This is a genomic window from Pseudidiomarina sediminum DSM 21906, assembly GCF_000423165.1.
GTDB lineage: Bacteria > Pseudomonadota > Gammaproteobacteria > Enterobacterales > Alteromonadaceae > Pseudidiomarina > Pseudidiomarina sediminum.
Window position 1 is genome coordinate 141,270 of the sequence record NZ_AUHL01000007.1, and the last position, 19,298, is coordinate 160,567.

At 50.3% G+C, this 19,298-nt stretch carries 17 protein-coding genes; 12 read left to right on the forward strand and 5 right to left on the reverse strand.

What is annotated here, in order from left to right; genetic code table 11:
• Positions 1-2: 2 nt before the first annotated feature.
• The 6 genes from G535_RS0104030 (at position 3) to G535_RS0104055 (ending at position 4,908) form a co-directional block, all read left to right on the forward strand.
• Complete coding sequence (locus G535_RS0104030; protein WP_026860892.1) at positions 3-533, forward strand: MotA/TolQ/ExbB proton channel family protein; 531 nt, start codon at positions 3-5, stop codon at positions 531-533.
• Between the two features lie 12 nt (positions 534-545).
• On the forward strand, positions 546-953 hold the full coding sequence (locus G535_RS0104035) for an ExbD/TolR family protein (RefSeq protein WP_026860893.1): 408 nt from the start codon (positions 546-548) through the stop codon (positions 951-953).
• A 3-nt stretch (positions 954-956) separates the two neighbouring features.
• Positions 957-1,562 carry an energy transducer TonB gene (locus tag G535_RS0104040; RefSeq protein ID WP_026860894.1) on the forward strand — a complete coding sequence of 202 codons (606 nt, stop codon included), beginning with the start codon at positions 957-959 and terminating at the stop codon, positions 1,560-1,562.
• A gap of 10 nt (positions 1,563-1,572) precedes the next feature.
• Positions 1,573-2,835 carry a tetratricopeptide repeat protein gene (locus G535_RS0104045; protein ID WP_026860895.1) on the forward strand — a complete coding sequence of 421 codons (1,263 nt, stop codon included), beginning with the start codon at positions 1,573-1,575 and terminating at the stop codon, positions 2,833-2,835.
• Between the two features lie 137 nt (positions 2,836-2,972).
• The gene (locus G535_RS0104050) at positions 2,973-3,908 is read left to right on the forward strand and encodes a porin (protein WP_051206941.1); all 936 of its coding nucleotides are present in this window, start codon (positions 2,973-2,975) and stop codon (positions 3,906-3,908) included.
• Positions 3,909-3,975: 67 nt separating this feature from the next.
• Positions 3,976-4,908: an AEC family transporter gene (locus G535_RS0104055; RefSeq protein WP_026860897.1), complete on the forward strand. Its 933-nt coding sequence runs from the start codon at positions 3,976-3,978 to the stop codon at positions 4,906-4,908.
• On the opposite strand, the gene xseA is transcribed toward G535_RS0104055, so the two are convergent.
• A complete protein-coding gene (gene xseA / locus G535_RS0104060) occupies positions 4,901-6,232 on the reverse strand; it encodes an exodeoxyribonuclease VII large subunit (RefSeq protein ID WP_026860898.1) in 1,332 nt (443 codons plus the stop codon). The genes G535_RS0104055 and xseA overlap by 8 nt on opposite strands.
• 98 nt (positions 6,233-6,330) lie before the next feature.
• On the opposite strand from xseA, the gene guaB reads away from it, so the two are divergent.
• The gene (gene guaB / locus G535_RS0104065; RefSeq protein WP_026860899.1) at positions 6,331-7,800 is read left to right on the forward strand and encodes an IMP dehydrogenase; all 1,470 of its coding nucleotides are present in this window, start codon (positions 6,331-6,333) and stop codon (positions 7,798-7,800) included.
• A 6-nt stretch (positions 7,801-7,806) separates the two neighbouring features.
• Complete coding sequence (gene guaA / locus G535_RS0104070; RefSeq protein ID WP_026860900.1) at positions 7,807-9,381, forward strand: glutamine-hydrolyzing GMP synthase; 1,575 nt, start codon at positions 7,807-7,809, stop codon at positions 9,379-9,381.
• A 46-nt stretch (positions 9,382-9,427) separates the two neighbouring features.
• Here the strand turns inward: guaA and G535_RS0104075 are convergent, their stop codons facing one another.
• Complete coding sequence (locus G535_RS0104075; protein ID WP_026860901.1) at positions 9,428-9,967, reverse strand: GNAT family N-acetyltransferase; 540 nt, start codon at positions 9,965-9,967, stop codon at positions 9,428-9,430.
• 161 nt (positions 9,968-10,128) lie between these two features.
• Between G535_RS0104075 and G535_RS0104080 the strand changes: the two genes are divergently transcribed.
• Together G535_RS0104080 and G535_RS0104085 are read left to right on the forward strand one after the other, a co-directional pair.
• Positions 10,129-10,611 (forward strand): GNAT family N-acetyltransferase, encoded by a 483-nt coding sequence (locus G535_RS0104080; RefSeq protein ID WP_026860902.1) that lies wholly within the window; start codon positions 10,129-10,131, stop codon positions 10,609-10,611.
• A 163-nt stretch (positions 10,612-10,774) separates the two neighbouring features.
• Positions 10,775-11,308: a dihydrofolate reductase family protein gene (locus G535_RS0104085; protein ID WP_026860903.1), complete on the forward strand. Its 534-nt coding sequence runs from the start codon at positions 10,775-10,777 to the stop codon at positions 11,306-11,308.
• A gap of 85 nt (positions 11,309-11,393) precedes the next feature.
• Here G535_RS0104085 and G535_RS0104090 read toward each other — a convergent pair whose 3' ends face one another.
• The 3 genes from G535_RS0104090 to G535_RS0104100 all read right to left on the reverse strand — a co-directional run bounded on the left by G535_RS0104090 (position 11,394) and on the right by G535_RS0104100 (position 13,396).
• Positions 11,394-11,873: a DUF2059 domain-containing protein gene (locus G535_RS0104090; protein WP_026860904.1), complete on the reverse strand. Its 480-nt coding sequence runs from the start codon at positions 11,871-11,873 to the stop codon at positions 11,394-11,396.
• Positions 11,874-11,893: 20 nt separating this feature from the next.
• Positions 11,894-12,826 carry a hypothetical protein gene (locus tag G535_RS0104095; protein ID WP_026860905.1) on the reverse strand — a complete coding sequence of 311 codons (933 nt, stop codon included), beginning with the start codon at positions 12,824-12,826 and terminating at the stop codon, positions 11,894-11,896.
• Positions 12,827-12,970: 144 nt separating this feature from the next.
• A complete protein-coding gene (locus tag G535_RS0104100; protein ID WP_026860906.1) occupies positions 12,971-13,396 on the reverse strand; it encodes a DUF3617 domain-containing protein in 426 nt (141 codons plus the stop codon).
• Between the two features lie 307 nt (positions 13,397-13,703).
• Between G535_RS0104100 and mltF the strand changes: the two genes are divergently transcribed.
• Together mltF and purL are read left to right on the forward strand one after the other, a co-directional pair.
• Positions 13,704-15,116 (forward strand): membrane-bound lytic murein transglycosylase MltF, encoded by a 1,413-nt coding sequence (gene mltF, locus G535_RS0104105; RefSeq protein WP_026860907.1) that lies wholly within the window; start codon positions 13,704-13,706, stop codon positions 15,114-15,116.
• A 175-nt stretch (positions 15,117-15,291) separates the two neighbouring features.
• On the forward strand, positions 15,292-19,188 hold the full coding sequence (gene purL, locus G535_RS0104110; protein WP_026860908.1) for a phosphoribosylformylglycinamidine synthase: 3,897 nt from the start codon (positions 15,292-15,294) through the stop codon (positions 19,186-19,188).
• Positions 19,189-19,298: the final 110 nt, after the last annotated feature.

Consider the following 19,298-nt stretch of genomic DNA (forward strand, 5'->3'; position numbering starts at 1 on the left):
TGATGATGTTCTTTATCGACTTTTACAGTGCGATTCAGGACTTTGTGGAAACCGGTGGGCAGGTATTGCTGGTCATCGGGATCCTCATCTTCATCATGTGGTTAATGATTCTGGAACGCATTTTTTATTACAGCCGGGGTCATCAAAGTGAGAAGCGTCGTGTACTGGATACATGGCAGCAACGTGCGGACAAGTCGTCATGGAATGCTGAGCAAATTCGCCAAGCCATGATCTCTCGCGTGACACTCGCACTTGGTGGTCGGTTACCGGTGTTACAAGCACTGGTTGCGCTGTGCCCATTACTTGGTTTGATGGGAACGGTTACCGGAATGATTGAAGTATTTGATGTGATGGCCGTAGCAGGTACGGGGAATGCGCGCTCGATGGCCGCCGGGGTGTCGAAAGCGACCATCCCAACCATGGCCGGTATGGTCGGTGCTTTGTCAGGCGTGTTTGCGACCACCTGGTTACAACGTACGGCGAAGCGTGAGCGGTTAAAACTCGAAGACCGCATGTTAATGGAACATCACTAATAGGGCTGAGTTATGAAACAACATTTTGCCAATTTGATTGACGAAGAAGAAACGCAAATTGATATGACGCCGATGCTCGACGTGGTGTTCATCATGTTGATCTTCTTTATCGTGACCGCAACCTTCGTGAAAGAAGCTGGTATCGATGTAAACCGCCCAGAAGCGGCAACTGCGGTGCAAAAAGACCGCGCTAATATTTTGGTCGCGATCAGTGACTCGGGTGAGATTTGGATCAACAAGCGTCAAGTTGACGTGCGTGCGGTGCAAGCCAATATTGAGCGTCTTTATGCAGAGAACCCACAAGGTTCAGTGGTGATTCAAGCCGACAAAAAAGCGACCACGGAAACCCTAATTAAAGTCATGGACGCTGCGCGTGCTGCGGGTGTGTTCGACGTTTCAATTGCTGCACAGGATGATTAAACCATGCGTTTGTTAGCTGCATTAGTTACCGCCGCACTGGTTACCTTAGGGCTGTTCTATCTGATGCAGTCGTTCATCAGTGGCGGGGAGGGCGCGATGTCTGAACCGCCAAAAGGCAGTGTTTTGGACTTCGTGCGGGTCAAACCTGAAGAAGTGGTGCAAGAAAAAGAGCGCAAACCACAGCGTCCACCTGAGCCAGAGCAGCCGCCAGCGGATTTACCGCAGCCCCAAATGGATAGTAGCGACATTGATCCAAGTGCGGGTGGCTACGATTTCTCGGCGGTCGGTCAAGCGGACACGGGCTTGTCGGGTGGTATGAATCTTGATGCCAGCGATGGTGAGTACTTACCTATCGTAAAAGTGCAAGCGGCTTATCCTCGCCGTGCGCTCCAGCGTGGCATTCAAGGTTACGTCGTGGTGGAGTTCACGGTGACCAAGCAAGGCACAGTACGCAATCCGCGGGTTGTGGACGCTGAGCCGGAACAGATTTTTGACCAAGCAGCAATGGACGCTGTATTGAAATTTAAATACAAGCCTCGGGTCGTCAATGGTGAGACGGTGGAAGTAGAAGGCGTACAAAACCGAATTACCTTCGAGATTGATGGTTAGGAGAACAAACATGCGTAAACTGATGCTACTGGCAAGTGTAACTTTACTAGCGTTGCTACCTTCATTGACGGCATTCGCGCAGGACACTAAGCGCGTTCCGGCGTTGCGTGAACAAGTTTATTCGCAATTGGCGCGCGCCCAGGAATTGGCTGATGCCGGTGATGTTGATGCGGGGCTTGCTGCGTTGAAAAACGTCGAGAGCAAACTCAGTAGCATGAACAGTTACGAGCGTGCCATGCTGTGGAACTTCTACGGTTACATGTATTACGGCAAGGACCGCATTGGCGAAGCAATCACTTACTTCGCCAAGGTTGTTGACGAAGATCCTATTCCTGAAGCGTTGCAGCAAAACACCTTGTTTAGCCTAGCGCAGCTCTCCATGGGGCAGGGTGAATACCAACATGCGCTCACCTACCTTGATCGCTGGCAAGCCATTGTCGGTGATGAGAATGCCAGTAAAGCCGATGTGTTGCGGGCTCAAGCGCTGTATCAGAAAGGCGATTATCAGCAAGCCTTGGCGCCGATCAAACGTGCTATCGCCGCAGCTGAAGCAAAAGGTGAAGTGGGTGATGAGAACTGGTACGTCTTGCAGCGCGCCTTGCACTATGAGCTTGAGCAGCCAGAGCAAATCGCCGCGATTCTTGAGCGCATGATCAAGCATTTCAACAAGCCTGAGTATTGGGTGCAGTTAGCCGGCGTATACGGACAGCTGGGCCAAGAGAAGCAACAGTTGGCAATGCTCGAAGCGGCTTATCAACAGGGCTTCTTGGAAAAAGGTCAGGACTTCCAAATGTTGGTGCAAAGCTACTTCTTCGCAGGTATTCCTTTTAAAGCGGGTCAAGTGATGGAATACGCACTTGCGCAAGAAATTCTGCCAGCGGATTTACGTAACCTGAAGTTGTTAGCGCAAAGCTGGATTGCCGCCCGTGAAACCGATAAAGCGGTGGACGCGCTCGAGCGTGCCGCGGCCTTAAGTGATGACGGCGAGCTGGACGCGCAGCGTGCGCAAGTATTGTTGAACGCTGAACGTTATAGCCAAGCCATCGTGGCAGCTCAGCAAGCGTTAAAGAAAGGTAATTTAGATAAACCAGGTACCATGCACCTTGTGATTGGTATGGCTGAATTGGAACAAGAAAACTATAATCCTGCGTTACAAGCGTTTGCGCGAGCGAAAGCTTTTGAAGATGCGCGTAAAGCAGCGGCACAGTGGGAACGTTTCGCAGCCTCAGAAAAGCAGCAAGCAGAACGGATGAAGGAACTGGTTTCGTCATAAAAGCGACATCAAACTTTTACTTAACTGCAAAAAAACTGACACAGAGTCATGAAATTGTCATAAAAGTGCCATAAGCTATACGCCGTTGGGCAGCCTTTCGCTGCCCAAAACTTGGTTTAGCTAGTTTAGGTGCACTTATGGCAATCAAAAACAACGCTTGGATGATGTTGCTGCTGCTGGTAAGCGGTTCTGCAGTTGCGCAACAAGAAGAAACCTCAGGGATAGATTTTTACGGTCGTGCAAATGTATCGTTGCAGAGCAACGATAATGGCGACGGCAGCGAAACAGAGCTGGAAAGTAACTCCTCACGGGTTGGCGTCAAAGGTTGGCAGCGCCTGAACGATGATCTCGACGTTATTTTTCAACTCGAATGGCAAGTCGATCTCACTGACTTAGGCGGTGACGACAATTTAAAGTCGCGAAATCAGTTCATTGGTTTGCGCGGTAATTTCGGTGAATTAACCGTTGGCCGGCGCGATACCGTGTTGAAAACCATGCAAGGCGATATCGACCAGTTCAGCGACTATGAAGCTGATGTAAAAGCCTTGTTCGAAGGCGAAAACCGTCTTAACAACACCATTTCTTATTACTCTCCGAGCTTTGCCAACGTCCGCTTTGCCTCGAGCATTATTTTGAGTGAAGGCGATACCCAAGATGACGGCTACTCCTTAGCCGTGACTTATGGTGATACCAAGCTCAAAGCTACGCCGTATTATTTTGGGGCGGCGATGGATCGCGATGTTGATGGTTATGACATTGAGCGCTTAGTGGGTTACACCAAAGTTGCTGACACTATGTTTGGTTTGATGTGGCAACAAGAGCAAGCGGTGGATGGTACTAACGAAGCCGATGGTTTTGTCGCCAGTGTGAAACAAGACATTGGGCAATTTAGCCTTAAGGCGCAATACCAAATGATGTCGTTTACTGCCGGTGATGACGACTCGATTGCACTGGGTGTGGACTATCACTTCACCAAAGAAACTCGGGTTTATGTTTGGTACACCGGACGTGATTTGGACACGCGCGATGCCGAGCAAAGCTATGTTGCCGTGGGTATTCGTCATAGCTTCTAAGGTCTGAGTTTTAACCCGTCGCAAAGAAGCGTACACTATCGCCATGATTGAGCAACAGTAGTGCATCATGGCGAACTTTCTTTATATCGCTGGTTACGTCTTTATTGGTTTATTACTGCGTCGTAGCCCGCAATTTCCTCAAAATACCGGTCAAATTCTCAATGCTTATGTGATTTATGTCGCATTGCCGGCGTTGGTGTTTCAAAAAATCCCTTATCTGACCTTTGGTAAAGAGCTGTTGTATCCGGCCCTGATGCCGTGGATCTTGCTTTTGCTGACCGTACCGGCAGTGCTGGCGATAGCGCGTTGGCGCGGTTGGTCACGTTCAACTACGGGCGCGATGTTGATTGTGATCCCGTTGGGCAATACTTCATTTATCGGTTTTCCGATGATTGAAGCCTTCTTTGGCCCCGAAGGTATCCCTTATGCATTGCTGTATGATCAGTTGGGTTCTTTCTTTATCCTCTCGATTTACGCCACCATTATCGCTGCGGTCTATAGCCACGACCCCGGTGAGGATAGCCATCGTCCTAGTGCGAAGACCATCGCTTGGAAGATTATTAAGTTTCCTCCTTTTGTCGCGCTGTTGGCTGCATTTGCGGTGCGTGGCGTGGAGTACCCTGAAGTGGCGCAGCATTTCATTGATTCGTTAGCGGTGACCCTAGTGCCGGTGATTATGGTTGCGGTTGGCTTTCAATTGCGTTTTCGATTGCCGCAAGAAGATCGCGGTCCACTCGTCTGGGCGCTGGGGCTGAAATTGGTGGCCACGCCACTCGTGGCGCTCGCACTTCTCATCGGCTTTGGTTTGGATGACTTGGCGGTGCAGGTGACCATTATGGAAGCCGCGATGCCAGCGATGATTTCTGCCGGTGCTCTGGCCATCATGGCTGGCTTAGCACCGACATTATCAGCGGCAGTGGTTGGTTATGGTGTGCTCGCGTGTTTCGCCACCTTGCCGTTGTGGTACTTTATTTTGCAGTACCTTCAACAGCTCATTTAGCAGCAATTTTCTGCGCCTGAAATTCTCCCTCGGCCACCTTCACTGAGAAGGTTTCCCCTACAGCGAGCTGCTCCGGAGCACGGATCAGTTCGCCTTGCTCTGACCGCACCACAGCATAGCCCCGCGCAATCGTTTGCAACGGACTCACCAACTGCAGATTCTGTATACGGTTTTGTTGTTGCTGCTGGTAGCGTGTCAGGGTTTGCTTGATGGCGGTCGCGGCGCGCTGCTGCAAGCGCTCAACTTGCTGCGTTAACATTGGCAGTTGCCGTTGCGGATGTAAACTCGCTAAGCGTTGTTGCTGTTGCACGACACGTTGTTGGGTGTACTGCTGCTGGCGCCTGATGGCATGATTGGCGCGCACCATCAACTCGTCCAAACGTTGGCTATGCAACTGTAAGCGTCGTTGTGGATGTTGTTGCTGCAGGCGCTGCTGCCAATGCTGTAAGGTCTGTTGAGTAAAGCTTCGCTGGCGCTGCCAGTACTGTTGCAGGCGATGCTCGAGCTGTTGCAAGCGTTGCAAGGTTTCGCGCTGGTCGCGACTCACCAACTCTGCAGCTGCAGAAGGTGTTGGGGCACGCACATCGGCGACGTAGTCGGCGATGGTAAAGTCCACTTCATGGCCGACCGCACTGATCACCGGTAATGGGCAACTGTGGAGTGCATAGGCCAGTTGCTCGTCATTGAAGCACCACAGATCTTCTAGTGAGCCACCACCGCGCGCCACAATAAGAACATCGACTTCGTCGCGGGCGCAGGCGCGTTGCAATGCGAACAGTAGATCATTTACTGCAGCTTGGCCTTGTACCGCACTTGGATAAATGATCACTTCAACTTGCGGGTCGCGGCGCTTTAAAACAGCCAAGATATCGCGAACAGCTGCCCCAGTGGGCGAGGTAATCACCCCGACCCGTTTAATTTTCTCTGGTAACGGGAGTTTGTGATCGCTGGCAAACAGCCCCTCGGCTTGCAGTTTCCGCTTCAACTGTTCATAGCGTTGCTGTAACAAGCCGGCACCGGCATCCTCCATATGCTCAACGATGAGCTGGTAATCACCGCGCGGTTCGTACACCGTAAGCTTGGCTCGTACCAACACTTGCATCCCATGTTGCGGGCGCACTTTGGCGCGTTGATTGGCATTGCGGAACATCGCCGCTTTAATTTGGGCGCGCTCATCTTTGAGGGTAAAGTACCAATGTCCAGAGCCAGGCGCAGCAAAGTTCGAAATTTCTCCAATTAGCCAAATGGAGCCAAAACCTTGCTCAAGTACTTGACGTACTTCAGCATTCAACTGTGTCACCGTGAAAATGGCAGCATTTGTCATGTGAGAAAACCTACTCAAGCGAAAAAAATCAGTTTACTGAAAAGCCAATTACGAGTAAAATCCACCCGCAACATTAACTCAGCTAGTGGGATGTTGCCATGCTACGAATCGCTCAAGAAGCTCTTACCTTTGACGATGTTTTACTCGTCCCCGGTCACTCGACCGTTTTACCTCATACTGCGGACCTGCGCACGCGTTTAACTCGCGACATTGAATTGAATATGCCAATGGTTTCAGCGGCGATGGATACCGTGACTGAAGCAGCATTGGCAATTGCGCTCGCGCAAGAAGGTGGCCTTGGTTTTATCCACAAAAATATGACCATTGCTGAGCAAGCGGCTCACGTGCGTCGAGTGAAAAAATACGAAAGTGGTATGGTTTCTGATCCTGTTACGGTTTCTCCTGAAACCACGCTTGGCGAAATTCGTGCATTGAGCGTTGAACATGGCTTCCACGGTTTCCCTGTGGTTGAAGCCAGTGGTGAGCTGGTCGGCATTATCACAGGCCGTGACGCCCGTGCTGAAAGCGATAACAGTAAGCAAGTGACCACTATCATGACACCAAAGGCAAATTTGGTGACCGTGAAAGAGAGTGCCGATAGCGAAGAAATTCTTGGTTTGATGCACAAGCACCGTATCGAGAAAATTTTGGTGGTTGATGACGCCTTCCATTTGCGCGGCATGATCACCTTAAAAGATTTTACCAAAGCTGAGAACAAACCAAACGCCTGTAAAGACGAATTAGGTCGTTTACGCGTTGGTGCAGCTGTTGGCGTAGGTCCAGGTACCGAAGAGCGTATCGAAGCTTTAGTTGAAGCTGGCGTTGACGTATTGTTGATTGATACCTCACACGGCCACTCGCAAGGTGTGATTGATCGCGTTGCGTACGTACGTAAAAACTACCCTGATATTCAAATCATTGCCGGTAACGTTGCCACTGGCGCTGGCGCGAAAGCACTGGCCGATGCTGGTGTTGATGCCGTTAAAGTTGGTATTGGTCCAGGCTCAATTTGTACCACGCGTATCGTTACCGGTTGTGGCGTACCGCAAATTACTGCAATCAGCGACGCTGTTGATGCACTAAAAGGTACAGGCATTCCAGTGATTGCAGACGGTGGTATCCGTTTCTCCGGCGACATTGCTAAAGCGATTGCCGCAGGTGCGGACTGTGTCATGGTCGGTAGCATGTTGGCCGGTACCGAAGAATCACCGGGCGAAGTTGAGCTGTATCAAGGCCGTTATTACAAGTCGTACCGTGGCATGGGTAGCTTAGGTGCGATGAACCAACGTCACGGTTCATCAGATCGCTACTTCCAAGCGTCGAATGAAGCGGAGAAGCTGGTTCCTGAAGGTATCGAAGGTCGTATCGCCTATAAAGGCCCGATTGCGACCATCGTGCATCAGCAAATGGGCGGTTTACGTTCGGCCATGGGTCTCACCGGCTGTGCCACCATTAAAGAAATGCGTACCAAGCCACAGTTTGTTCGTGTAACAGCTGCGGGTATGGGCGAGTCGCACGTTCATGACGTGCAAATCACCAAAGAAGCTCCTAACTACCGGATGGGTTAAGTCAACATGCAAGATATTCATGCGCATCGTATATTGATTCTCGATTTTGGTTCACAGTACACGCAGCTGATTGCGCGTCGTATCCGTGAGCTCGGCGTTTATTGTGAGCTTTGGGCTTGGGATGTAAGCGCGGAACAAATCAAAGACTTTAACCCGAACGGCATTATTTTGTCGGGCGGCCCTGAGTCGGTCACCGAAGCCAATTCACCACGTGCTCCTGAGTACGTGTTTGAAGCGGGCGTGCCGGTACTGGGCGTTTGCTACGGCATGCAAACCATGGCAGCTCAGCTGGGTGGGCAAGTACAAGGTTCGACGGAGCGTGAGTTTGGTTACGCGCAAGTTGAGCGTACGGAGCCATGTCCGTTGTTCCACCACATTGAAGATGCGGTGCATGAGAACGGCAATCCATTACTCGACGTCTGGATGAGCCACGGCGATAAAGTTGTCGCGATTCCGGAAGGCTTCCATATTGTCGCGCAAACGCCAACCTGCCCTGTCGCAGCTATGGCAGATGATGTACGCGATTTTTATGGTGTGCAGTTCCACCCTGAAGTGACCCATACCCGTCAGGGCATGCGGATGCTTGAGCATTTCGTCGTGGAAATCTGTGAGTGCGAAACCAACTGGACCGCAGCACAAATTATCGATGACGCTGTTGCGCGTATTCGCGAGCAAGTGGGTACCGGTAAAGTGGTCTTAGGTTTGTCAGGTGGCGTCGATAGTTCAGTGACAGCAATGTTGTTGCATCGTGCCGTTGGCGAACAATTGACCTGTGTCTTCGTTGACAACGGTTTATTGCGCTGGCAAGAAGCTGAGCAGGTGATGGATATGTTCGGTGACCACTACGGTTTGAACATTGTCCACGTTGATGCGGAAAATCGCTTCTTAGACGCCTTAGCGGGCGAAAAAGATCCAGAAGCCAAGCGTAAAATCATTGGCCGTGTGTTCATCGAGATCTTTGATGAGCAAGCGAGCGCCATTCAAAATGTTTCTTTCCTTGCGCAAGGTACTATTTACCCAGACGTTATTGAGTCAGCTGGCTCGGCGACCGGTAAAGCGCATGTGATCAAGTCGCACCACAACGTGGGCGGTTTGCCAGAAGACATGAAGCTTGAATTGGTTGAACCATTGCGCGAATTGTTCAAAGACGAAGTGCGCAAGATTGGTCTAGAGCTCGGCTTACCGTATGACATGTTGTACCGTCACCCGTTCCCAGGTCCAGGCCTTGGGGTGCGTGTTTTGGCCGAAGTGAAGAAAGAGTACTGTGACCTCCTGCGTCGCGCGGACCATATCTTCATTACCGAGCTACGCAACGCAGGTATCTACCATGACGTGAGCCAAGCTTTCGCCGTGTTCTTACCAGTACGTTCAGTAGGCGTGATGGGCGATGCGCGTAAATACGATTGGGTGATTGCACTACGTGCCGTCGAAACCATCGACTTTATGACCGCACGCTGGGCACACCTGCCTTATGAGCTGCTTGAGAAAGTCTCCAATCGCATCATCAATGAAATCGACGGTATTTCGCGCGTGGTGTATGACATCTCAGGCAAACCACCGGCGACCATTGAGTGGGAATAACCTGCGCATTGCACAGGTTGTGTTCTACCTTGTTGAAGCCCGCTTGTTAGCGGGCTTTTTGTTGGTTAGCGTCTAAGGCGTAGATGCACAGTAGGTCGTGGCAGTCGGGGAGAGTAAGGTCGTGTTTAACCTTGCGGCGTAAGGTAGCGCCGAGGCGTTTGACAATGTTGATGCTGGCGTGGTTGCTCTCAAGACAATGAAACTCGAACACGCGCACCCCTTGTTCGCGTGCCAGAGCGGGGACCATGGTCTGCAAAACCTGGTCAACCACACGTTGGCCTCTGGCGTTATCGGCAAGCCAATATCCCAGCTCGCTGACGCGCGACATTGGATCGATGGATTTGATCGCGAAGACGCCACTAAATTGTCCATTGAATTGGATTGAGAACCAAGCTGCACCGGGCATATCGCTGCGAATTCGGCTGTCAATGTAGGCTTCGGCACTGTTACAATCGATGACGTGTTTTTCCCACGGCATGTAGTGCGAAAGATTCTCCCGACTAAACTCAACCGCTGCGAGGAAGGCTTGCGCATCGGAGCGTTGCAGCGGCGCAAGGCAAATTTCGTTAGAGATAACGCGTTCCATGGAACCTCGATAAAGTGATGTCGCGAGTGGCGATTAGGCAGTGGCTTTTCTCGTTATCGCACAGAGCTGCTGACCGACGCAAGAGAAATGATGAACGCGGTATGTGGACCCGTGAAAGTGAATAACTCCAATACATAAACAAGAGCTGTGGAGACAAGTGAATGAGTATGTCATTAACGATTGAAAAGACGACTCCCGCCGAAGCACCAATGGCGTTGTTTTTGCTAGCAGACCCATTTGAAGCTAAGGTTCGGTCGTATTTAGATGTGTCCGAGTGCTTTGTGGCCCGTTTGGGAACCAAAATAGTTGGGGTCTGTAGTGTGATACAACGACGACCTCGAGTGTATGAGTTAATGAATATTGCCATAGATTCCGACGACCAACAGCGTGGCTATGGTAGTGCTTTATTAAAGTGGGTCATAGCGTATTATAGGGAAAAAGGTGCTCGTCAGCTTGAGGTGGGAACAGGGTCTTTTGGTTATCAACTGACTTTTTATCAGCGGTATGGCTTTCGTGTCACAAGTATCGAGCGCGATTTTTTCGTGAGTAACTACCCCGAACCTATTCTTGAAGAGGGAATTCAGTTAAGGGATATGTTGCGCCTGACTTTGTTGCTCATTGGTGGTTCGGCACCTAATGCGTAGATGCATAGAAGGTCGTGGCATTCGCGAGAGAGCAAGGTCGTGTTCGATCTTGCGGCGCAAGACGAATTTCGTTGAGGATAACGCGTTTCATGGAGCTTCGATAAAGCGACGCCGTAACGGGCGGGAAAGCGCAAACTAAACCTTCAGAATTAGAGAGAGCTATATGACGAATAGTGTTTATATCGCGACCAGCTTAGATGGTTACATTGCCGATAAAAATGGCGGTTTGGACTGGCTCGAAAGCGTACCGAATCCAGAAAATGTAGATATTGGCTGGGCTGATTTTATCGCGCACATTGATGCGTTGGTGATGGGGCGTACTACCTTCGAAACCGTTTGTGGTTTCGATATGGAATGGCCCTATACTAAGCCTGTCTTCGTGTTAAGCAATACCATGCATGCTATTCCAATTGCATATCAAGGGAAAGCCGAATGCCTCCCTGGACCTTTAGAGCAGGTTGTTGAGACGTTGCACCAGCGGGGCTTCAAAAACCTCTACATTGACGGCGGGAAGACCATTCAGGGATTCCTTCAGGCGGACTTAATTGATGACTTGATTATTACGCGCATTCCGGTAGTGCTTGGTGGCGGAATACCGCTGTTTGGTTCGCTCTCCGAGCATTTAATGTTTGAACATGTGAGTACTAAAGTAGCCTTGAATGAGCTTGTTCAAACGCACTATCGACGTAAGCGCTAATTGAGTCCACAACAACAAGTGATTAGAGAATAAAAAAACCGCAGGTGAGTGATCACTTGCGGTTTTTTTATATCAACGCTTGCGCTTAGTTGCTTGGCTGATGTTTTTCCATGAACGGCTGCAAGCGCTCCATCAGTTTCGCTTGGCTCTTTTGTGCTTCTTCCATACCGATACGCGCACCGGCTTGCATCAACTCAGGGGCAAGTTCGATGAACTTCTGACCAGCTTCGCTTGAATAAAAGTCGATAAGTGCATCAATTTCAGCTTTGCTGAAGCTCTCGGCATAGAGTTGTGCCGCTTGCTTGGTGATGCTGTCATGATCGATGTCGTTAAAGAACCAGTCTTTGTAAATCTTGGTCAATTCTTGCTTTTCGTCTGCGTTGAGCTGCAAGCCTTGGGCAATTTGATCCAGCATTGGCATCATGGCGTCAAAGCCACCGGTCATTTGCTTTTCAATTTCCATCACGTCCATCAGTTCGTAAACGGAATCCATTTTGGCATCCGCCATCGCGCTGAATGGGCTTGCCAATGCGGCAACAAGAACTAGTTTAGGTAAAAATTTCACGAGAACTCCTTGGTTTTGAATTACTGGAAGTGAATTCCAGTGATGTCGTATTCGTAGATATAACGTTTGCCGTGTGCATCAGCAAAGTAAAATTCCATCTCGATGGTATCATCGAGGGCGTTGTTGTGGTCAAGTAACTCGACTAAAAACCAATACGTCGGTGGACGGTTAATTTGCTCGAACTTGCGCTCTTTGACGACTTTAAACTTGGTTGGGTAGCCAATGCGCTCGAAATACGCGAACAATGTTTTTAAGCCGCGCTCATAGATACCTTTGTTTCGTTCGGGGGAACGAGGGTCAAGGTGTTGCATTAATCCAAAGCGATTTTTAATACCGACATCGTTGATAAAAGATTGAATAATATCAAGGTGTGGTTTGACATCTTTAGGTTGGGTATTGCTTACCGCCTCTTTAAGTTTGGCCGAGGTTGGGTAGATGACGTCCATGTAGTGGTCCATGCTGACCATCGGGCTCATGTACTCAATAAATGTCAGTGGGCCTTTTTCATATTCCGCTTTAAAGGTCGCGTAACTGTCGTCCAGATGGTCTGAGTAATTCTGGAAAAACTGGTATCCCGAGGCATGGTCAAGGTGTCTGAAGTCTGAGATATCGACCAATTCAGAGAACAGTAAGGTGTCGAAATTAATAAAGTTCTTCTGGTTACTGAAAATGAAAACATCGTTGGTCCAACGCTTGTCGCCTTTTTCGATAATCAGCATGAACTCATAAAAGACTTTATCTTGTTCGGGCATAAAATTGAGGCGTTGTTTATCGACAGCATGATAGGTGTTTGCTGTGATGCCTTCGCTAAGTTCAATTTTATACTCTTCGCCTAAGGCTAAAATTTCATCAGCAATTTCGATGTTGATGTAGTTTTTAGCGATGGCGGAACTGCAAAACAGTAGCGAAATAGAGACGAGTAGACTAAAAAGCAAGCTAGCGCGCTTTGGCATGATGACATCCTGTGTGAAAGCGAAAAAGCGATCCTGCCGCATGATGCGTCAGGATCGCTTGGAAAAGGCGGTGTCGTAAGGTTTACCCCTACAACAGGAAGCAAAATTTAACAGCGCTAAAAAAGTGTGTCAATTACGTTAATGTTAATTTTCACAGTCGGCTTGCAGCCACTTGCGCTCGGCATGCGCAATCGCTTGCCCTTCGTTGGTCATCACGGTTTTCATGGTGTAGTGCTGGTCACTGTGTAAGGTTACCGTGGTTTCAACTTGGGTCGTACGCGGACCCATTTTACAAGCCGCTTGGCCTTCAATGACCTTACCGTTGCGTTGTATGTCGATATCTTGGCAGTTAATTTCATTCCATTTCTGCTCCATCAACGCGGCAATATCTGAGGTTTCATCAGCAGATAGGCATTGTTTTACGGTCTTCTTTTCGGTGAGTTCAGCTGGCAACCCTTCGCCTTCAAGATATTTGGTCGATTCCCAGAGGCCTGGCTTAAGATCATTGGCTAGCGCAGGCGCGGCAAGAGTCGTGAGAGCGAGTACTGGTAGTAGTTTGCGGAAAGACATAGCTGTCTCCTTCTAACGGATGAGCGGAAGTCGTTGATGACGCGATACTAACGCCCTCCTAAAGTGAGGGTCAACGCGCAAGCTGTGTAGATTGTGTAAAGCTTAGATGATTGATTTTCTGCGCTAAAATTAAGTCCTTCTGGTGATGGTTGGCGCCGTTTCCATAAAAATTTCGTCTATGTGAAATACCGCGACGGTGCTACTATAATGCACTTAAATGAAGTGCTCGGTGCACTTACCGATTCGTGTGTTGCTGGACTGAAAAGGTGACTTTTGCTCTATATTCCATCGACAGGGAGTAGCTAGTGTGACGCGTTTCTTTGCGTTATTAGCTCTTCTTTTTCTCGTTGGCTGTGCGCCGCAACCGCAGCCCGATCACCTCACTCAAATCCAAGAGCGCGGGGTGTTACGAGTGGGCACTTTGCTTGGCCCCACTACCTATTACCATGATCTTGAAAGTGAAACCGGCCTTGAGTACGCATTGGCCGCTAACTTTGCTGAGCAACTCGGCGTAGAACTTGAAGTTGTCTCGCGCTATAACCTCAACGATCTCTTCACCTTACTTGACCAGCATCAGGTTGACGTGGTTGCGGCTGGACTCGATCGTACCCCCGCCCGTGATCGCCGTTATCGCTTTGGGCCACCGTATCAAGAAGTGGCACAACGCTTGGTTTATCGTCAGGGCTCGCGTGCTCGTCCTCGCGAATGGAGCCAAGTCGACGATGAAGTGGTGGTGGTGGCCGGCAGCAGTCATCATGACTGGCTGCAGCGCAATGCCAAGAATTATCCCAACTTGCGCTGGCGTGCAACGAATGAGCACGACGCTGCAGAGTTATTACGGGCGGTGATTGATGGTGACATTGCCTTTACCATCACCGACAGCAACATTTTAGATATGCAGCGCCGCTATTTCCCGAATATCAGCGTTGCGTTTACCGTGCGCGATGATCTTGATATCAGCTGGATGCTCGCTGCTGAACGTGACGCTTCGCTCTATGCTGAAGTGTTGAAATTCTTTGGTGAATTACGTGGCTCAGGTGAATTGGCGCGTTTGGTGGATCAGTATTTTGGTCATGCAGCGCAATTTAACTATGTCGATACCAGCGCCTTTATCAAAGCCGTACAAACCAGCTTGCCGAAGTATCGAGACTTTTTTGTCGAGCACTCGGGGCGTTTGGATTGGCGCTTACTTGCCGCTATTTCCTACCAAGAAAGCTTGTGGAACCCGCGCGCTGTCTCTCCCACAGGCGTACGGGGGTTGATGATGCTGACACTACCCACGGCAGAGGCGATGGGGGTCACCAGTCGCTTGAATCCAGAACAGAGTATTCGCGGTGGCGCACGTTACTTTGAACGCATGCACGATACCATTCCGGCGCGAATTCCTGAGCCTGACCGCACATGGTTTGCGTTAGCCGCCTATAATATTGGTTACGGTCACCTTGAGGATGCGCGGGTTCTCACCGAGCGCCAAGGTGCGGACCCTGACCGTTGGATTGATGTGCGCAAGCGGTTACCGCTGTTGCGTCAGAAAAAGTATTACCGTCAAACGCGCTATGGTTTTGCGCGTGGTGATGAACCCGTGCGCTATGTAGGAAACATACGTCGCTATTACGATACCTTGGTGTGGTTGGATGAGAGAGGACGCATTCCAGCGCAACCGATAGAGATTTCACTTCCTAGCGGGAGTGGAGATGAGGCCCCAGATGCGCAGCAATAAACGACTTCCCGCTCAGACCCGTCGCCGAGCGTGGCTACGAAAACGTGACAGTTTGAAGAACCATCGTCGACAAAAGTGGTTTCGGTTGTGTGAAAAAGACGATTAAACCTTTATAATATGCGGCTTCTTTAGTCAGTCGTTCAAGCCATCCACTGCCAACCTGGAGATTAACCCTGTGGAGATAGTACGCGGCGCCCCAGCCCTATCTGAGTTTCGTACCGAAAAGTTGTTAAAACGGTTACAGCAAGCTGATGTTCCTGTGCAGGATATCTACGCTGAATTCATGCACTTTGTTGATGTCACAGCTCCGCTGAATGACGAACAGCAACAAGTGTTACGCAAATTGCTCACCTATGGTCCAGCCCTAGCGCAACATCTACCTGAAGGTCGTCTGTTGTTAGTGACACCTCGTCAGGGCACCATTTCTCCATGGTCATCTAAAGCATCGGATATTGCGCATAACTGTGGTTTACAGCAAGTCCGCCGCATCGAGCGTGGTATTGCATACTACTTAACAGGTACGTTGAGTGATGCTGATGTCGAGCGCGCGCAAGCGATTTTGCATGATCGCATGACCGAGTCGGTGATGGATGACATGCAAGCCGCCAGTTGCTTGTTTGCCGCAGCAGAGCCTGCGCCACTTGCATCGGTAGATATCCTTGCCGGCGGTCGCGACGCGTTGGCGAAGGCGAACATCTCGATGGGTTTAGCCTTGGCAGATGATGAAGTTGATTACTTGTATGAGAACTTCACGCAACTTGGCCGTAACCCGAACGACATTGAGCTCTACATGTTTGCTCAGGCAAACTCGGAGCATTGCCGTCACAAGATCTTCAATGCAGATTGGACCATTGATGGCAAAGAACAGATCAAATCGCTGTTCAAAATGATCAAAAATACCTATGAAGCGACCCCTGAGTATGTATTGTCAGCGTATAAAGACAATGCAGCGGTCATGGTCGGTTCAGAAGCTGGACGTTTCTATCCGTATCCAGCGGGCACGGCAGCAGCTGGTGAGTACAGCTACCACCACGAGCCTGTGCATATTTTAATGAAGGTGGAAACTCACAACCACCCAACGGCGATTTCGCCGTTCCCAGGCGCGGCAACAGGTTCAGGCGGTGAAATCCGTGATGAAGGTGCAACGGGTCGTGGTGCTAAGCCGAAAGCAGGATTGGTTGGCTTTAGTGTGTCAAACCTTCGTATTCCGGGTTTTGAACAGCCGTGGGAAGAAGATTTCGGTAAGCCAGATCGGATTGTGACGGCCCTTGAGATTATGTTGGACGGCCCACTCGGTGGTGCTGCGTTCAACAACGAGTTTGGTCGCCCAGCCTTAACCGGTTATTTCCGTACCTTTGAAGAGCGCGTCGACAGCCATAATGGTGTTGAAGTACGTGGTTACCATAAGCCGATCATGATTGCCGGCGGTATGGGGAACATTCGCGAAAATCACGTCGAGAAAGGTGAAATTCCAGTAGGCGCCAAGTTAGTTGTTCTTGGTGGTCCGGCGATGAATATCGGTCTGGGTGGTGGGGCGGCATCGTCGATGACATCGGGCACCTCAAGTGAAGATTTAGACTTCGCCTCAGTTCAGCGTGACAACCCAGAAATGGAACGTCGTTGCCAAGAGGTGATTGATCGCTGCTGGCAGTTGGGTGAGAAGAACCCGATTGCCTTTATCCACGACGTCGGTGCCGGTGGCTTGTCTAACGCTATGCCAGAACTGGTGAGTGATGGTGGTCGCGGTGGTAAGTTCGAGCTACGTGCTATTCCAAATGATGAACCGGGCATGTCACCGTTGGCGATCTGGTGTAACGAGTCACAAGAACGCTATGTATTGGCGATCGATGCGTCACGCATGGAAACCTTTGAAGCCATTTGTAAGCGTGAGCGCGCACCATATGCCGTTATCGGTGAAGCGATTGAAGAAGAGCACTTGTCATTAACTGACAGCCACTTCGAGAACAAGCCGATTGACTTGCCATTAGATGTGTTGCTTGGCAAGCCGCCGAAAATGCATCGTGATGTAACCTCGCAGCGTGCAGAAGGCCAAGCCCTAGCAACCCAAGGTATTGAACTTGCTGAAGCTGCGGAGCGTTTATTGCGTTTACCAGCGATTGCTGAAAAAACCTTCTTAATTACCATTGGTGACCGTACCGTAACCGGTTTGGTTGCGCGTGACCAAATGGTCGGTCCTTGGCAGATCCCTGTCGCGGACGTTGCTGTTACAGCCGCGAGCTATGACTCCTATGCGGGTGAAGCAATGGCAATGGGTGAGCGTACGCCGTTGGCATTGTTAGACTTTGCCGCCTCAGCGAAAATGGCGGTCGGTGAAGCTTTAACCAACATTGCGGCAGCCGACATCGGTGATTTGAAGCATATTAAATTGTCAGCAAACTGGATGGCAGCAGCAGGACACCCTGGTGAAGACGCTGGTTTGTATGAAGCTGTGAAAGCCGTCGGTGAAGAGCTTTGTCCTGAGCTAGGCATTACCATTCCAGTGGGTAAAGACTCGATGTCGATGAAAACCCAGTGGCAAGAAAACGGTGAAGATAAAGCGGTGACGGCACCATTAAGCCTGGTGATTACTGCCTTTGGCCGCGTGCGTGATGTGCGTCGTACGGTAACGCCGCAGTTGCGTACCGATTTAGGTGAGACCAAGTTGGTGTTGATTGATCTTGGCGCTGGCCAAGGTCGTATGGGTGGTTCAGCCTTGGCGCAAGTCTATCGCCAGTTAGGTAAGGAAACCCCGACGGTAGATAAAGCTGCGCACCTTGCTGGCTTTTTCAACGCGACCCAACAGCTTATCCACGATAAGAAGGTCGTCGCGTACCATGACCGTTCAGACGGCGGTCTGTTTGTGACTGTGGCGGAAATGGCGTTTGCCGGTAACTGTGCAGCAGCCGTTGCGCTTGATAACGTGCATGCGGATGATTTGACTGCTTTATACAACGAAGAGCTTGGCGCGGTATTGCAAGTGCGTGCGAGTGACCTTGATAACGTATTAGCTGCCTACGCTGACGCTGGTCTTGCGGAGATGACGCATGTGATTGGTGACGTTATGGAAGGTGACCAGTTGACCTTTTCCCGTAACGGCAATGCAGTTCTCAGCGAAGCGCGTAGCCATTATCGTAAAGTTTGGGCGGAAACCACGCATCAGATGCAGCGTTTGCGCGATAACCCAGCTTGTGCGGATGAAGAGTTTGCTTTGAAGCAAGATCCGAAAAACAGTGGTTTGTTTGCGGATTTGACCTTTGATACCAGTGAAGATATCGCGGCGCCTTACATCAATACCGGCCGTGACCCGATGATCGCTATCTTGCGTGAGCAGGGCGTCAACTCCCATGTGGAAATGGCTGCGGCCTTCGATCGCGCTGGTTTTGCTGCCATTGACGTGCACATGAGTGATATCTTAAGCGGTCGCATTAGTCTTGATAGCTTTGATGGCTTGGTTGCCTGTGGTGGTTTCTCGTACGGTGACGTACTAGGTGCCGGTGAAGGTTGGGCGAAGTCGATTCTGTTTAACAGTCGTGCCCGCGATGAGTTTTCGGCGTTCTTTGAGCGTGATAAAACCTTCGCATTAGGTGTGTGTAACGGCTGTCAGATGCTGTCGAACTTACGTGACTTGATTCCTGGTGCAGAAGCTTGGCCTCACTTTGTGACCAACCGCTCAGAACGCTTTGAAGCGCGCTTTAGTATGGTTGAAGTACAGCAAAGCCCGTCGTTGTTCTTTAACGGCATGCAAGGCTCTAAGATGCCGATTGCGGTGTCTCACGGTGAAGGACGTGCCGAGTTCAAAGGCAACAACTTAGCGACAGTGACTGAGCAAGGTTTAGTTGCGTTACGTTATATCAATGCCAATGGCTCGGTGGCCAGTCAGTATCCAGCCAACCCGAACGGTTCACCGGAAGGTATTACCGGTTTAACCACGCCTGACGGTCGTGTCTCGATTATGATGCCGCACCCTGAGCGTGTGTTCCGTACCGTGGCGAACAGCTGGCACCCTGACGACTGGAGTGAAGATAGCCCGTGGATGCGGATGTTCCGTAACGCGCGTGTTTATCTTGGCTAATCGCCTCTAGCGCAAATTGAAAAACCGCCTTCGGGCGGTTTTTTTGTGTCTGTTGGCTAAGTAGTCTCGTCAGCAGCAGGCAATAAAAAACCCGGCTCATTGAGCCGGGT

Coding starts and splice junctions, on each gene's coding strand:
- xseA (WP_026860898.1), bottom strand. CDS start 6,232: ATGACAAATGCTGCCATTTTCACGGTGACACAGTTGAATGCTGAAGTA.
- G535_RS0104055 (WP_026860897.1), top strand. CDS start 3,976: ATGGCGAACTTTCTTTATATCGCTGGTTACGTCTTTATTGGTTTATTA.
- G535_RS0104075 (WP_026860901.1), bottom strand. CDS start 9,967: ATGGAACGCGTTATCTCTAACGAAATTTGCCTTGCGCCGCTGCAACGC.
- G535_RS0104085 (WP_026860903.1), top strand. CDS start 10,775: ATGACGAATAGTGTTTATATCGCGACCAGCTTAGATGGTTACATTGCC.
- guaB (WP_026860899.1), top strand. CDS start 6,331: ATGCTACGAATCGCTCAAGAAGCTCTTACCTTTGACGATGTTTTACTC.
- G535_RS0104100 (WP_026860906.1), bottom strand. CDS start 13,396: ATGTCTTTCCGCAAACTACTACCAGTACTCGCTCTCACGACTCTTGCC.
- G535_RS0104080 (WP_026860902.1), top strand. CDS start 10,129: ATGAGTATGTCATTAACGATTGAAAAGACGACTCCCGCCGAAGCACCA.
- G535_RS0104045 (WP_026860895.1), top strand. CDS start 1,573: ATGCGTAAACTGATGCTACTGGCAAGTGTAACTTTACTAGCGTTGCTA.
- guaA (WP_026860900.1), top strand. CDS start 7,807: ATGCAAGATATTCATGCGCATCGTATATTGATTCTCGATTTTGGTTCA.
- G535_RS0104040 (WP_026860894.1), top strand. CDS start 957: ATGCGTTTGTTAGCTGCATTAGTTACCGCCGCACTGGTTACCTTAGGG.
- G535_RS0104050 (WP_051206941.1), top strand. CDS start 2,973: ATGGCAATCAAAAACAACGCTTGGATGATGTTGCTGCTGCTGGTAAGC.
- G535_RS0104035 (WP_026860893.1), top strand. CDS start 546: ATGAAACAACATTTTGCCAATTTGATTGACGAAGAAGAAACGCAAATT.
- G535_RS0104030 (WP_026860892.1), top strand. CDS start 3: ATGATGTTCTTTATCGACTTTTACAGTGCGATTCAGGACTTTGTGGAA.
- G535_RS0104095 (WP_026860905.1), bottom strand. CDS start 12,826: ATGCCAAAGCGCGCTAGCTTGCTTTTTAGTCTACTCGTCTCTATTTCG.